Source organism: Nocardia sp. NPDC006982, from assembly GCF_042869435.1.
Taxonomy (GTDB): Bacteria; Actinomycetota; Actinomycetes; order Mycobacteriales; family Mycobacteriaceae; genus Nocardia.
Genome location: NZ_JBIAFV010000026.1, coordinates 43,353 through 57,230 on the forward strand (window position 1 = coordinate 43,353; position 13,878 = coordinate 57,230).

At 61.9% G+C, this 13,878-nt stretch carries 12 protein-coding genes and 1 other annotated feature; of the genes, 6 read left to right on the forward strand and 6 right to left on the reverse strand.

Going from position 1 to position 13,878, the window contains the following annotated elements:
• Positions 1–172: 172 nt before the first annotated feature.
• Positions 173–1,501: an IS30 family transposase gene (locus tag ACFYOW_RS45195; RefSeq protein ID WP_387297648.1), complete on the forward strand. Its 1,329-nt coding sequence runs from the start codon at positions 173–175 to the stop codon at positions 1,499–1,501.
• On the opposite strand, the gene ACFYOW_RS45200 is transcribed toward ACFYOW_RS45195, so the two are convergent.
• The 3 genes from ACFYOW_RS45200 to ACFYOW_RS45210 form a co-directional block, all read right to left on the reverse strand.
• Complete coding sequence (locus ACFYOW_RS45200; protein ID WP_387297650.1) at positions 1,398–2,129, reverse strand: IS3 family transposase; 732 nt, start codon at positions 2,127–2,129, stop codon at positions 1,398–1,400. The two genes, ACFYOW_RS45195 and ACFYOW_RS45200, sit on opposite strands and share 104 nt — an antisense overlap.
• Positions 2,037–2,166, reverse strand: a sequence feature (AL1L pseudoknot). It overlaps the preceding gene by 93 nt.
• Positions 2,126–2,452, reverse strand: a complete 327-nt coding sequence (locus ACFYOW_RS45205; RefSeq protein ID WP_387297579.1) for a transposase — start codon at positions 2,450–2,452, stop codon at positions 2,126–2,128. (Overlaps the previous feature by 41 nt.) The genes ACFYOW_RS45200 and ACFYOW_RS45205 overlap by 4 nt, the downstream gene beginning before the upstream one ends.
• An 841-nt stretch (positions 2,453–3,293) precedes the next feature.
• On the reverse strand, positions 3,294–3,671 hold the full coding sequence (locus tag ACFYOW_RS45210) for a DUF4870 domain-containing protein (RefSeq protein WP_387297581.1): 378 nt from the start codon (positions 3,669–3,671) through the stop codon (positions 3,294–3,296).
• 406 nt (positions 3,672–4,077) lie between these two features.
• On the opposite strand from ACFYOW_RS45210, the gene ACFYOW_RS45215 reads away from it, so the two are divergent.
• The 5 genes from ACFYOW_RS45215 (at position 4,078) to ACFYOW_RS45235 (ending at position 9,630) form a co-directional block, all read left to right on the forward strand.
• Positions 4,078–4,956, forward strand: coding sequence for an NADP-dependent oxidoreductase (locus ACFYOW_RS45215; RefSeq protein WP_387297583.1), 879 nt, complete (start codon positions 4,078–4,080; stop codon positions 4,954–4,956).
• Positions 4,957–5,089: 133 nt separating this feature from the next.
• Positions 5,090–6,355, forward strand: coding sequence for a tyrosine-type recombinase/integrase (locus ACFYOW_RS45220; RefSeq protein WP_387297585.1), 1,266 nt, complete (start codon positions 5,090–5,092; stop codon positions 6,353–6,355).
• The gene (locus ACFYOW_RS45225) at positions 6,355–8,919 is read left to right on the forward strand and encodes a tyrosine-type recombinase/integrase (RefSeq protein ID WP_387297587.1); all 2,565 of its coding nucleotides are present in this window, start codon (positions 6,355–6,357) and stop codon (positions 8,917–8,919) included. The genes ACFYOW_RS45220 and ACFYOW_RS45225 overlap by 1 nt, the downstream gene beginning before the upstream one ends.
• The gene (locus ACFYOW_RS45230) at positions 8,864–9,076 is read left to right on the forward strand and encodes a hypothetical protein (protein WP_387297589.1); all 213 of its coding nucleotides are present in this window, start codon (positions 8,864–8,866) and stop codon (positions 9,074–9,076) included. Before ACFYOW_RS45225 ends, ACFYOW_RS45230 begins: the two co-directional genes overlap by 56 nt.
• An 83-nt stretch (positions 9,077–9,159) precedes the next feature.
• Positions 9,160–9,630: a hypothetical protein gene (locus ACFYOW_RS45235; RefSeq protein ID WP_387297652.1), complete on the forward strand. Its 471-nt coding sequence runs from the start codon at positions 9,160–9,162 to the stop codon at positions 9,628–9,630.
• A gap of 49 nt (positions 9,631–9,679) precedes the next feature.
• Here the strand turns inward: ACFYOW_RS45235 and ACFYOW_RS45240 are convergent, their stop codons facing one another.
• The 3 genes from ACFYOW_RS45240 to ACFYOW_RS45250 form a co-directional block, all read right to left on the reverse strand.
• Positions 9,680–12,520: a tetratricopeptide repeat protein gene (locus tag ACFYOW_RS45240; RefSeq protein ID WP_387297591.1), complete on the reverse strand. Its 2,841-nt coding sequence runs from the start codon at positions 12,518–12,520 to the stop codon at positions 9,680–9,682.
• A gap of 376 nt (positions 12,521–12,896) precedes the next feature.
• Complete coding sequence (locus ACFYOW_RS45245) at positions 12,897–13,046, reverse strand: hypothetical protein (protein WP_387297593.1); 150 nt, start codon at positions 13,044–13,046, stop codon at positions 12,897–12,899.
• A 57-nt stretch (positions 13,047–13,103) separates the two neighbouring features.
• Entirely contained in the window at positions 13,104–13,874 is a 771-nt protein-coding gene (locus tag ACFYOW_RS45250; protein WP_387297595.1) for a GNAT family N-acetyltransferase, read from the reverse strand.
• Positions 13,875–13,878: the final 4 nt, after the last annotated feature.

The window sequence follows — 13,878 nt, forward strand, 5'->3', positions numbered from 1 at the left end:
ATCGGTGGATATTAGCCGGATAAGGGGCAATCGCCCACCGAACCTACCGACGCTGAGAGTCCTTGCAGTGCAAGAGATTCAGTGAATTTCACCGAGGTGTATTGCTCAGGTTCAACCGGTGGACGCAACACCCGAGGTCACGGAGGGTGTTATGGGAAGACCGTCGGACTGGATGCGGGAGGTCACCGGACGGGCGCCGATGCGGTCGCCGGGCGCTCCTGGGACGCAGCGTTCAGTGGAGCGCCTGTTCTGGGACAAGATCGCCGAGGGCCTGCTGCCGGCGGAAGCCGGTGTCGCAGTGGGGGTATCGCCTGTCAAGGGCAGTCGATGGTTCCGCGATGCTGGCGGGATGTCACGGGAGGAGATCGCGCTGCTCAGGGTGCAGGGCAAGGGAGTGCGGCAGATCGCGCAGGCGTTGAGCCGCAGCCCGTCGACCATCTCGCGGGAGTTGCGGCGGAACGCGGCGACACGCGGAGGCAAGCTCGACTACCGCGCCTCGGTGGCCCAGTGGAAGGCCGAACTGTTCGCCAGACGGCCGAAAACAGCGAAACTCGTTGATAACCAACAGCTTCGGGAATACGTCCAGCATCGACTGTCGGGGCGGATCGCCGACGCGAACGGCAGGATCGCCGCCGGCCCGGCGACCGGAACATGGACCGGCCGGAACAAGCCGCACCGCTCGGACCGGCAATGGGTGCAGGCGTGGAGCCCGGAGCAGATCTCACGGCGGCTGCGGATCGACTTCCCCGACGACACGTCGATGCGGATCAGCCACGAAGCCATCTATCAGGCACTGTATATCGAAGGGCGGGGAGCCCTGGACCGGGAACTGATCTTGAATCTGCGGACCGGCCGGTCGCTGCGGATGCCGCGGGCCCGCGCCAAGCGTGTGGCCTGGGCCCACGTCACCCCCGACGTGCTGATCAGTGAACGCCCGGCCGAGGCCGAGGATCGCGCGAATCCGGGCCACTGGGAAGGTGACCTCATCATCGGCACCGACCGCTCCGCGATCGGCACCCTTGTCGATCGGTCCACCCGGTTCACCGTGCTTGTCCACCTGCCGCGCGAGCGCGGATGGGGGAAGTCGGCGCCGGTCAAGAACGGCCCTGCTCTCAGCGGGTACGGGGCGGAATCGATGAACAACGCTCTGTCGGTGGCGTTGAAAAAACTCCCGGCCCAGATTCTGAAGTCCCTGACCTGGGACCGGGGAAAGGAGATGTCGGCACACGCGGCGTTGACATCGAGCACCGGTGTCCCGGTCTTCTTCGCCGACCCGCACAGCCCTTGGCAGCGCGGAACCAACGAGAACACGAATGGGCTTCTGCGACAGTACTTCCCGAAAGGAACAGACCTATCACGTTGGACCGTAAAGGATCTCGCGGCAGTCGCGTACACCCTCAATACGCGACCGCGGAAGGCACTCGGATGGCGCACTCCGGTCGAAGCGGTGGAGCATCACCTACAATCGCTCCAGCAGAGAAATGTTGCGACGACCAGTTGAATCCGCCTTGCGACCCGGCATCCGAATGAAAAATCAGGCCTGGCTCGACCGGGTTGCCGTAGTGATCTCGCCGCCACACGGCCATGTTGAGCGCCTTGGATACCAGCGCGGTCGTCTTCGTGACCGCGACGTTCCAGCCAACGATCGAGCGCGAGTACGCGTCGAACACGAACGCCACATACGCCCACCCGGTCCAGGTCGAGACATACGTGAAATCCGCGACCCACACCATATTCGGGGCATCGGCGGTGAAATCCCGGTTGAGTTTGTCACCGGCACGCACGCCGTCCTTGGCCGGAATCGTCGTCCGATGCTTGCGGCCTCTGACCGCGCCATTCATACCGAGTTCGCGCATGATCCGGTCCACGGTGCAGAACGCGACATCATGGCCCTGGCGGCGCAGGTAGCGAGTCATCTTGCGACGCCCATACATTTCTTCTGGACTGCCTTGCAGATCGCGTAACGCGTTCTCCACGTACGCATCCGCGAAATCCCTGCGCGAGGCCCGTCGGTGGCGGGCTTTGCGGTAGGTCCGTGGTGCGATCTGAAACCCGTACGCCGAGAGCGCACGGCAGATCGACTCGACACCGTAGACCTGGCGGTACTCGTCGATGAACCCGACGATCAGCGGCGTCCCGGGTCGAGCTCCCGGGCGAAAAAACTCGAGGCCAGCTTCAGAATCTCGTTGGCCTGCTTGAGTTCCCGGTTCTCCCGACGCAGCCGCGCCAGCTCCTCACGCTCGGCAGCAGCAAGATCCGACCTGCCCTTGCCACCCGGGCGTGCCCCCTCGGCCAGGGCTTTCTTCACCCACACCCGCAAGGTTTCATAGTGCACATCGACCCGCGGGCCGATTGCCTTCGCCGCGGCATACGGGGACTCGTATTCATCGAGGTGTTCCAAGACCAGCCGAACAGCCTTCTCACGAACCTCTGGCGGGTAACGCTTCGACATGATGGGAACCATCTTCCTCTAGGAAGAAGCGGCCCCCAACCCGTGACGGTTCAGTCGAAGCGATCATCGAGAAGATTGCGGTCAGCAAGGGGCGTGTCGCCGGGTTGGAGGTTGCCGCCGGGAGAAAGGATGGGGTTCGGCCTTTTGCGCATCGGATGTCTCGGCCCGTCCGGGTGCTCTTCTACTGCTCGGTGGTCATCGGTATTTTGTTGCTAGTCCTGCTGTGTGTAGGAGTGGCCTTCTTCGGGTTCCTGGTCTTCCTCTTTTAGTGGCGCTGCGACGCCGGTTTGCCAGTACCGAGCCTCGACTGCGACGACAGGCCGGGGCGCCGACCGAATCGCTTGGCACAAAACGCCTTACACTGATTGCAGAAGGCTATCTGCAGCGTGTGCGGGTGACTCCGGCGGCGTGAGGTGTGACGCGTCGTCCCAATGCCCTCGAGATCGCCGTCTAAAGTGCGGCCACGCATGGCGGGGATGCGATCGGGAGATGGGTGTGGATCGGCATCCCCGAACCCGGAGTCTGTCCCAGCTCCCACTCCGCTGCTGCCGCGAACCGACTGATGTTCGCTTCGGACCCGGGTCCAATCGAATTCCGTTGCGGTCGACGCGATGTCGGCGGCAGGCTCTCCATCTTCTCGCACGGCGCGATACTCGGCCACGCGTGGTCACAACACAAATCGACTGCACTCAATTCGGCATTTTCGGATGTTCCGCGCGGACGCCAACGGCCCGAGATAGCCTCGGGCCGTTGATCTTCGGACTGTCGCATCTGGCCGCCGTGCAGGGGTGCCGACTGCATCCTCGATGACGAAATCCAGCTGGGGACTTCGAATATGCCGCTACTTGACCGAGTTGGCCAACTGATCGGCATATGGGGCAGTGAATTTTCCGACGATGGGAAGCTGCGCGCGGACACCGCCGGTGTTGTTCGCCTGGACCATGGCCATGATCCAGACGACGACCGCGAAGACCGCGACTGCGAGTCCGGCGAGGCTGAAGATGATCGCCAGGACTCCGAGGAGCGAGCCGACGATGCTCAGAACGATATTGACCACCGAGACCGCCCCGAAGAAGACGATCGATTGTGCGGCATGGAATTTCACATCGGGATCGTTCTTTCCCACGAACAGGAAGATGATTCCGGTGAGCCACCCCAGTGCGTACGACAGGATCGCGCTGGTCTTTTTGTCCAAGCCGGCGGACTGCGGTTGGTTCATTGGAGGTTGAGAAGATGTCATGGGGTAAGTAGATGCCGCGCTCGCCTCCTACCGATCCCAGGTTTCAGCACGAACCCACAGGTCGCGGGCCCGCCGGCGACCGGGATCCTGGATGTGGTTCTCTCGACGAGATGACTGCCGACGACCTCGAAACGCCTGGGTGATGGATCATTACACAATCGAGCACCGAAAAGCCGCAGAGTAGCCGAGTCGGTCTCCGAGCAAGGGCCGCTGCACGGTCATCGTCGAGCAGCGGTGTGTTCGGTCGGCCTCGAAGCGAACAGCCACCGCTTCGACATCCTCCGTACTCCAAATCTGGGTGTCGCTTAGTCGCGGTGCCCCGCGGCAGGTGCGAGACCAGGAAATTCGGATGACAGTGGTCGGATGGGCGGGTTAGCGTCGCCAGGTGAATCGCCAGTGGATTCTTGTTCGACGACCGGCAGGCATGGTTGACGACAGTAGCTTCCAGCTCAGGAGCGGCCCTGTCCCTACGCCGGGCCCGGATGAGGCACTCGTCAGGGTGGTCTGGCTGGCTTTCGATCCGACTCAGCGTGGCTGGCTCAATGACGGCCCGAATTACCTGGATCCAGTGCCACTCGGCGCGGTGATGCGGGCCGGTGGCGTCGGGCAGGTGGTGGCATCCCGCAATGCTGACTACGCAGTGGGAGACTGGGTTTGCGGGATGGTCGGATGGCAGGACTACGTGATCGCCTCGGGCCAGGGGTTGCTGGGACTGAATGTCGTTCCGCCGGGCATCGACCCCAAGGCGATGCTCGGCATCTTCGGTGCGACTGGATTGACCGCCTACTTCGGCATGATCGATATCGGCAGGCCCTCGGCCGGGGATACCGTGCTGGTGTCCGGAGCCGCCGGCGCGACAGGGTCCATCGCGGGCCAGATCGCGAAAGCGCTGGGATGCAGGGTGATCGGGATCGCGGGCGGCACCGCCAAATGCGCCTGGGTCACCGAGATCGCCCGGTTCGATGCGTGCATCGACTATAAGGCCGACGACGTCGAGGCACGGCTGCACGAATTGGCTCCCGATGGTATTCAGGTGTTCTTCGACAACGTCGGCGGCGCCATCCTGGACGCCGGGCTGGCGAATATCGCCGAGCGAGCTCGAATTGTGCTCTGCGGCGCCATCTCTTCCGGAGATGAACTCGTCCAAATGACGGTCGAACTCCGACAATGCCCCTGCCTCCCACTTACAGTGTTGCCTGTGGATGTGCCCCGACCGGACACGTTCCGGCATCGACTCCCAAGTGCCCCGCATCAGATCCAGTAGCGTCGGATCAGCGTCCCGTCACTCCACGACTCCACCGATTCCAGTGTGCCGCCGCAAGATTCGATGATGTATTAACTGAACTTACTACGTAATCTTTGCAGGTCAGTGGCGGTTTCTGCTAGCTTTCCTCGCCATGCGTGATGAGGGCGCTGGGCGGGATCTGTCGAGGCTTGTCGTGCCGGACGTCGGCCGGTTGCAGGCGACCGGGGATGTGTGGGAGCCGTACCGGCTACTCGATGCGAACGGCGCGGTGATCAGACCTGCGGCGATCTACTTCGCCGAGCTGCAAGGCACGGAAAGGCGGTCGTCGACGATTCGGTCGTACGGCAACGATCTGCTGCGCTGGTGGCGGTTCCTCGCGGCGATCGACGTGGCGTGGGACAAGGTGACTCCGGTGGAGGGGCGCGACTTTGCGCGGTGGATGCTGTTGGCGGACAAGCCAACTCGGGTCCATTGGCGACACCAGGACAGCGCCGATCCCGCCGGTCCGCGCCGCAGCCGCCACGGCGCGGCCGTCAACGCTGTCACCGGCAGACCGAGTCCCGGGCCGAAGTACTCGGCGGCGTCGCGGGCGCACGCGGAGACGGTGCTGCGAGCGTTCTACGATTTCCAACTGGAACTCGGAAAAGGGCCACTGATCAACCCGTTCCCGCTGGATCGCTCACGACGGCCAGGCCGGGCGCACGAGCACCACAATCCGATGGAGCCGTATCGGAAGGAGCGGGTCGGTCGCTACCGGCCGAAGGTTCCTCAGCGGATCCCGAAGAAGATCCCCGACGAGCATTTCAACACGGTGTTCGCCGCGCTGAAGTCGAACCGGGACCGCGCCCTGCTGGCATTCTGGGTTTCCACCGGCGCCCGCGCCGAGGAACTGCTGTCCGCGCGGCAGGGCGACGAAGACCCTGGCCAGCAGCTGATCACGGTGACCCGCAAGGGATCTCGCAAGGCTCAACAGTTGCCGGCATCACCGGACGCGTTCGTATGGCTGCGGCTCTACCAAGAAGAACTCTGGCGTCGCGGCGCTCCGCGCGGCCGCCGTCATCCGCTGTGGTTCACGCTGCGCCGCCCGTGGCGGCCGCTGACCTATCACGCGGCCCGAGCGATGTTCACTCGCGCCCAGCAGGCGCTCGGCTCCAACTATTCGCTCCACGCCCTGCGCCACTTGGCGGCCTACCGCATGGCCGACGACCCGGACATGAACATCACCGATGTCCAGTGGATCCTCGACCACGCCTATCTGACCACCACACAGCTCTACACCACCCCCACCCAGGACGAAGTGATTGCCAGCGCGCTCGCTCACCACGCCCGCCAGGCGGCTCGGGCAGCGTCGCCGCCGACGCCTCCAGCGCCTGGCTACAACCCAGAATCGCTCGACATCCTGTTCGGAAGGACGTAATGCCCTCGGCCACAACAACACCGACGTCCGAAACCAATAGGGCCAGCGGCAGAGTGGACCGGACAAGGGCAACTCGGGGGCTGCTCGCTGAGAAAATCCTGACCCAGTTCCCCGCTCGGCCGTCGGTTTCCGGATCACCTCAGGTCCTGACACTCGACGAAACCATCGAACGACTCGACGCACCACCGTTTTCCCTTGCGCCCAATGACACACGATGGCGGCGCCGCCGACATTGCGTCAGGACGCTGCTCGAGTGGCTGGAGACCTTCCCCGGTGAGACCTGGCAGCAGCGCTGGGAGACCAGCGGCGCCGAAACCGCCGAAACGCACTGGACTGCAGCAGCAACGGAGTGGCACAACACACGGGGCAGGCGCGGCAACCGGAGCGACCTGTTATCCGGGCTGATGCTCCTGTCGATTGCGAAGATCATCTGCCCAAGCGCGGCGTTTCTGCTGACCATCATGAAGACCGGACGTTGGACAACATCCATCGCTGAATACAGGGATCGGTCAGGTTTCGAACTTGTCGACGCAACGATGAAGCCCGAAATCCGGTCGACGAACTACACAGCTGTAATCCGTTGGCAGATATGCATTCTCATCTTGACCAAGGGCGGCCGTGTTCGCGACATCACAGTCGGAGACTGCATCGAGCTGCGCAAACAAGAAATGGCGATCGGCTTGCCCGGCAAGGGGCGCTACCTGTTCTATGGCATGCTCGAATCTGCTGGGATCTTCCCGCCCGGCGCACCAGCGACACTGCGCGGGATTATGAATTTCGGTGGGCAATACAGCATCGAGAGAATGATAGATCGCTATCACATCGCCAACCGTGAGGTTCGTGACCTCCTGATCAGCTATCTCGCGGAGCGCCAAGCCTCCATGGACTACACCACACTGGAACAGCTTTCCCGCACACTCGCGCTGAATTTCTGGAAGGACCTGGAAACACACCATCCCGGCATCGGGTCGCTTCAGCTCGCTCCAGAAGTTGCGCGGGAATGGAAAGAACGTCTTCGCACCAAGATCGAACGGAAGCGGCTTCCGGACGGCACCGCGGTTGAGGTGACGTCTCCCCGTGTCAACTATCTCCAACTCCTGACTACCATTCGGGCGTTTTATCTTGATATCGCGCAGTGGGCCACCGAGGACCCCGCGCAATGGGCGCGATGGGCCGTTCCGAGCCCGATCCGTGCATCAGAAACCGCCAACTCCACCCGGAAAATGGCTTCCCGCCGCAAGGCACGCATGGACCAGCGAACCCGCGACCGGCTGCCTCTACTGCCTGTCCTTGTCCAGACCGCCGAGCGTCGCGCAGACGAGGCCCGCATCAGGCTTGAAGCAGCATTGGACTCCGAGCCCGGTGAGCCGTTCACTGTCTTGGGCGAGACGTTCACCAGAGTCTCCGTGCAAGGACGGTTCAGCCAACTCACGGGCGTCTTCGACTCGACCGGTCGGCGCCACAACCTTCGCGCGGAGGAGCACCGCGCTTTCTGGGCTTGGGCGGCAGTGGAATTCCTTCGACACACCGCCGTCCGGATCGAGGAGATGCTCGAAACCAGCCACCACAGCATCGTCCAATACCGCCACCCCGAATCAGGGCAGATCATCCCACTGCTCCACATCGCGCCATCCAAGACCGACGAGGAACGCCTTCTCGTCATAAGCCCAGAGTTGGCTGACGTCGTGTCCGCGATCATCGCCCGAGTTCGACAGAAGGACGGAACAATTCCGTTGGTCCCCTTCTACGACCTCTCCGAGCGATGCTGGGCCGCACCAGCTCCGCTGCTGTTTCAGTGGAACAGCGGCGGCCACACGAAAGCCATTGCCGCCGCGACGATCCGCAGATGCGTCAGAGAGATATTCGACGCTACAGGCCTGAAAGACGCAGAAGGTCAACCACTCTACTTCCAGCCCCACGACCTGCGCAGAATCTTCGCCACTGACGCAATCCTCAACGGAATGCCGCCGCACATCGCGCAAATACTGTTGGGGCACAAGGACATATCCACGACCATGGGTTACAAGGCGGTCTATCTCGAGGAAGCGATCAATGGGCACCGCGCGTTCATCGCGCGGCGCCGGGCAGTGCGTCCGGGTGAGGAATATCGGAGTCCCACCGACGCCGAATGGGATGAGTTCCTCGGTCATTTCGAACGCCGCAAGATCGCGCTCGGTGAATGCGGCCGAGCATACGGCACCAGCTGTCAGCATGAGCACAGCTGCATACGTTGCCCAGTCCTGCGGGTCGACCCCGCCCAACGCGGCCGGCTCGAGAAAATCCGCGACAACCTCACCCCTCGAATCAACGAGGCCGAACAGGAAGGCTGGCTCGGCGAGGCCGAAGGCCTGCGCGTCAGCCTCGCCGCGGCCAACGACAAGCTGGTTCAGCTCGACGAGCGAGCCCGTCGAGCCGCCACCGTGTTCCTGAGCGTTCCCTCGTTTCCCGAAGTTGCCGGCCGCGTGGTCACCGCCACTGAACTCGCAGCTACCCCCATAGGAACTGACCATGCGCGAACCCCGCGAACTTCCCATCAGCGGTCGGCTCGCCGACCTCCTCGATGAATTCTTGCGCAATAAGGAACTGCCGGCCAGGGAGCTGTTCACCGAGTTCCTCGCTGCTCGCGGCAGCAAGCACCCAGCCTTCGATGCGGCCAACCTCATCGACGAGCTCGGCTTCACCGTCCTCCGATTCCGGCGACACAACGAGCGGGACCGATGAACTGAAACACATTCTCCGAGACCGGGATTCGATCGATCAGGTAGTTCAGAGAATTCGGCCGTGACACCGCCATCGCCGCTGGGCTGCAGCGACTCCCACACTGTGTACGGCAGCCGTCAGTTCTGATGGTGTCGGGTGTGCCGGGGGCGGGCAAGTCCTCATTGCTGCGCGCGGGGATCCTGCCGCATATCCGCGGCGAGGTCCTGGCTGAGGCGCCGCAGGCGCACGCCTGGCCTGGCCTGGTGCTCACCCCCGGGCACACCCCGCTCGACACGCTCGCGGTGGTCCCCACCAGGACGGCTCCAGATACAGCTGTTCCAATTCCGCGTCAGCGAGGACCAGCAACCCCACCACGACCGCGTCATCGGCCACCGCGACCCAAGTCTCGCGCCGCGCGGCACGACTACATCGGCGAACCAGCTGAACTTCGTCGTCGTGCACTCGCCGCACAGTCGGAAGTGCCGCAGCAAAGGATCGTGGCCATACCCGGGAGATCTTGCCAGCATCCGCCCGCGCCGCAAGTCCGAAATGAAGATCCACATCACGGACGATAAGCGTCACCCAGATCTGCCGAGTCCAATTGCTTCTGTCGGCTCACTTCGCTCAAGCCCGTAAAACAGTTCTTAACCAGTCGCCCCAAAATACCGCTGCTTTGGCGTCGGCCGCTCTGACGCCACGTGCCGACGCTTGAGCGTACCACCGGTGAGACTCCTCGGTTTCCCCACGTTTCTCAAGCAAGACGGCATAGGCATACGTCTGATCCGGATCGCCGTTGAACGCTCCTGTTCGAGCGTGCCAATACTCGGATTCTTCCTTGTCGCCGTTCTTTTCGAGAAACTCGGCAAGATTGCACATAGCATTAACGTCGCCTGCCTCTGCGGCTTTGCGGAACCACTTCTCGGCATCACGATTTTCTCCGCGCATAGAAAGTACTAGCCCAAGTCTTGCCATACCCTCCGTGCTCCCCAGGTAGGCAGCGGTGCGAAAAGCGGCTTCAAGAGAGGCGCGGTCTCCCTTCCTGTGCAGCAGGGCCCCGAGGTTGGTAATCGCACGGAAATTTCCAGCGTCGATTGCAGCGCGGTACAATTTCTCGGCCTGGATCGAGTCTTCGCGCTCGTCGAATATGGTTCCCAGGACGTACATGGCATCCGAATTTCCTACGTCTGCAGATCTCTGAGTCCACCTTACCGCTTCGTCGGTTACCGGTCCTTCTCTGCGCACCAGATGTTCAGCCAGCAGAACCATTGCCACATCGTCTCCAGCTTCAGCGGCCCTCCGCAACCACGAGACACTGTCTCTAGCCGTGTGGGATGCGCCGAAAACATAAAGTGCGATCATCGCGCCTGTGTGACCGGCTTCCGCATGTGCGTCAAGCATGCTCATGATGAGTTTATCGACGGTATCGCGGGTTATATATCGACCCGACTCGTCGACCTTCCAGGGATCGAACGTGTCAAGAAAACGGTCTAGATTTTTAATTGCCCTATGGTCGATATTCTCGATAGCTACGATGTACCATTGAATCGATTCTATGTGATTACCCTGTCCGTGAAGTGCCACCGCGAGCGGATAAGCGGCTCCACGGATCCCTAGTTCGGCTGCCTTGCGGAACCAGGACGCAGATTTATCGTCGTTGCCACGTTTTGCCAACAACGTTGCGAGATTGAACATTGCTTCCGGGTGGCCAGCTTCAGCTGCACTCTGCAGAATATCCTGTGCTTCAGTAGGGAATCCGCGTTGTCGGGCGGTCAAACCTACCGAGAAAAACGCATCTCGGTCGGCCCCGTGTGTAGCCTTTCGCCAAAAACTCGTTTCGACGGCCCGGACGCCGTGGTTTTGACCGTCGTCCGCAGCCACAAGATAATCGAACGGTCTATATCCGCGGGCACCGTCCGCAAGGAAGGTAGTCGATATCGCTGACGCCAAGCCGGCGCCCGCCGGGGGCATTCGAAGGCTCTTGATCTTAGTCCGTAATATGTCGGGCGATACCACTATCTCCGGTCTCGTCGAATGTAAGGACTCTTCCGCAAGCTGCGCCAGTGTGTGCTCAGGAATCGGGTCCGGTCGGCCCACACGGGCCCAATCGATCGCGACCTGGATAATGGAGTGCGCAATGGGATCGCTATGGCGCGAGTCGTCATAGCGTTGTAATAGGTCGTTCGCACCTGCCAGCAATTCGCCCAGTCCGTACTGTCCGAATTTCAGTCCCGGATAGGCATGTGCGGCCGCTGACTGCTCATCCGAGTCGTCACTGGTTGAGGCAAGGTCGATGGTTACTGCGCGTTCAAATATTCTCCGCGATTCGCGGTAGATCTCCCCGATGTTCGCACGTAACCGTTCTCGGGCCTCGGAACGAAGCGTAGCGACAAATCGTGTTCTTCCCGGCCGGGATCTCATGCGATCCAGTAACGCGGAGCTAATCGGGTCCGAACTGATTAGAAAACGATCGAGATCATCAAGCCACACGACAGCATCATCGTCGGTGCTTGCGATGCGCGGATGCATCGCAAGCAGCCTGAGCTTTCCAGGCAGCGGTGCGATCAGCGATGCCTCGGGGTGTGCATGACGCAGAGCCTCGAAGAGGGTTCTGGTTTTACCCGCTTTCGACGGACCCACCAAAATTGTAAGCCGAGTTGTTGACAGTGCGGTCACCAGCCTGGCATCCACCTGGTTGGCGAAGCGCGAAACATAAGGATCGAGACGGCCATGGCTGTCAGAATTACCGAAAGTGGAGGGGGTGGCACCGAGTGTATAAGGGTCGAGGTCCGCAACCTTCGGCAAGTCATCGGAGCCGAAGAGCTCCACCAGTTCCGCCAGATGCGCTGAGGTCGAATCGATCGACTCTCCGTAGTTGATCACAATATCTCGCCCGGCCTTCACGTCTTCGACGTTTACTCTCGGAGCGTTCGACTTCGACTTCGACTTCGACAGGGCATCGGGCGAGAATTCCGTGCTGTCACCGGACAGTCCATTTTCTGATTTGCCAGCGGTAATGCCCCGAATCTCGATGTTCTCCGTGAACCGGCTGTCCTCGAGATGCACCGAAATATCCGGAGAATAAACGTCGGTTATCCGTAAGTTCGCAGCCTCGATACGTTGAAGATCGACACCGATCGAGGCGGCCGGATCCGGATTCTCGTCTCGCACCGCCCGGTGCACCGCCCTAGCGGCGTACACGAGTTCCGCATCTCCGGCCGCACCTGCCATCTCCAAATCCTCACTAAGTGACAGCCGTGCCGGTACAGATCCGGGCGACTGTTCCAGCGCCCGTAAGCCCACCGAGCCGTATCGCTCTGTGATTACTCGACGCAGTCGCCGGTACGCAGCCGCGACGATGGGAGAAGTCGAGTCTTCGCTCGCTACAGCGGCGCCCACCGCCACTGCAGTCGCGGCCAACGCAGCCGTGGGATCCACGCCACGGATCGCAGCATCTTCGGATGACATATCAACTCGCAATCTCAGTGACGCCGAAAGGTCACCCCGTCCGTCCGTGCGGACTGGTTGTCGATCTCCGAACGGATGCGTCAACGATAGGTCCCGTCAAAAGCATAGATCCGTGATATGGCAGAATCATCGGCCCGGCTTGACCTTTGACGTTATGCGAACTCGCCGCGTGGCAGGCTGGTCGGGCATGGGCGTACCGTTGCAGAGGTCTTTGGGTCACAGCCTCGTGTGCGGGAGGGGAAACGTGCTGGAATCGGTACCGACGATCGTGGCTGACGCAGTGGCGGCTGGTGCTGCGGCGGGGATGAGCGACACTGCCAAGCAGGTGGTGCTCGACGCCTACAATAAGGTCAAAGACCTTATTGCACGCCGGTATTCAGTAGCGGATGTAGCACCGGTGGAGCAGCGCCCAGCGTCGGCTGCGCGGCGCGCAGTTTTGGCTGAGGCGTTGGATGACGCCGGCGCTGTTGATGATCGCGAATTGCTCGGTGCGGCACAGCAACTCATCGCAGTGGTGCGTGCCCATGAGGCCTCGGTGGGTGCGGCAGTCGGCGTCGATCTAGAACGAATCCAGGCTGCCGCACTAAGGGTCGTCAAGGTCGAGTCTACGGGCACCGGAGTGCGGGTCGTTGACGGAACCTTCGACGGCGCGATAGATATCGGCTCGGTTCAGGCTGGCAGGCCCGATCCGGAGATCCCTCCGCAGAGGTAGTCCTGTTACTGACGCGCGCCACCAGAGCGTTCGCGGGGCTCTTGTCAATCCTCCAGTCAATGCTTGTGGTTCGGCCGGGCAGTGGAGCCGGCTAGTTCCAATCTCTAGTTCAGAGAAGATCCGGCGGCTTCCATCGTTGCCGTCGTCGCACGTGATGAACACCCGATCGATGCCCATCCGGTGCGCGAGATCGAGACTCTGCCGCAGGATAGCGCGGCCGTAACCTCGGCGTCGGTGTTCGGCGAGGACGGCGTAGCCGATATGTCCGCCTCTGCGAGCCAAATAGTCGTTGAGCGTGTGCCGGATGTCGGCGCGGCCGACGATTTCGTCGTCGAGGGTGGCGATCAGAAAGGTCGCGGGAACGATACCTTCCGGCAAGTTGCGGCCCCGACGGTAGTCCTCGAGCCTCTCGAGGTACTGCTTCCAGTCCATCCCCGGTTCCAGACCGAGAGCGAAGTCGAAGCCGTCCTCGACGGCCATCACCTGATGGGCCGCGCGTACGACCTGCTCGTCGCCCATACGAGGGGAGCGCAGAACCACGGTACCGATGCCGAGACCGTTGACGGACATGGCAGAACGATAAGCCCACGGGAGTGCGGAGTCGATCGCTTTTCCCTCCAGCACATCGAGGTTCACTGCCATCAGG

What these genes read in the sequence shown, in the direction of transcription:
- ACFYOW_RS45195 (WP_387297648.1), top strand. Translation starts at nt 173, where the DNA reads ATGCGGGAGGTCACCGGACGGGCGCCGATGCGGTCGCCGGGCGCTCCT.
- ACFYOW_RS45205 (WP_387297579.1), bottom strand. Translation starts at nt 2,452, where the DNA reads ATGTCGAAGCGTTACCCGCCAGAGGTTCGTGAGAAGGCTGTTCGGCTG.
- ACFYOW_RS45210 (WP_387297581.1), bottom strand. Translation starts at nt 3,671, where the DNA reads ATGAACCAACCGCAGTCCGCCGGCTTGGACAAAAAGACCAGCGCGATC.
- ACFYOW_RS45220 (WP_387297585.1), top strand. Translation starts at nt 5,090, where the DNA reads ATGCGTGATGAGGGCGCTGGGCGGGATCTGTCGAGGCTTGTCGTGCCG.
- ACFYOW_RS45225 (WP_387297587.1), top strand. Translation starts at nt 6,355, where the DNA reads ATGCCCTCGGCCACAACAACACCGACGTCCGAAACCAATAGGGCCAGC.
- ACFYOW_RS45230 (WP_387297589.1), top strand. Translation starts at nt 8,864, where the DNA reads ATGCGCGAACCCCGCGAACTTCCCATCAGCGGTCGGCTCGCCGACCTC.
- ACFYOW_RS45240 (WP_387297591.1), bottom strand. Translation starts at nt 12,520, where the DNA reads ATGTCATCCGAAGATGCTGCGATCCGTGGCGTGGATCCCACGGCTGCG.
- ACFYOW_RS45245 (WP_387297593.1), bottom strand. Translation starts at nt 13,046, where the DNA reads ATGGGCACGCACCACTGCGATGAGTTGCTGTGCCGCACCGAGCAATTC.
- ACFYOW_RS45250 (WP_387297595.1), bottom strand. Translation starts at nt 13,874, where the DNA reads ATGGCAGTGAACCTCGATGTGCTGGAGGGAAAAGCGATCGACTCCGCA.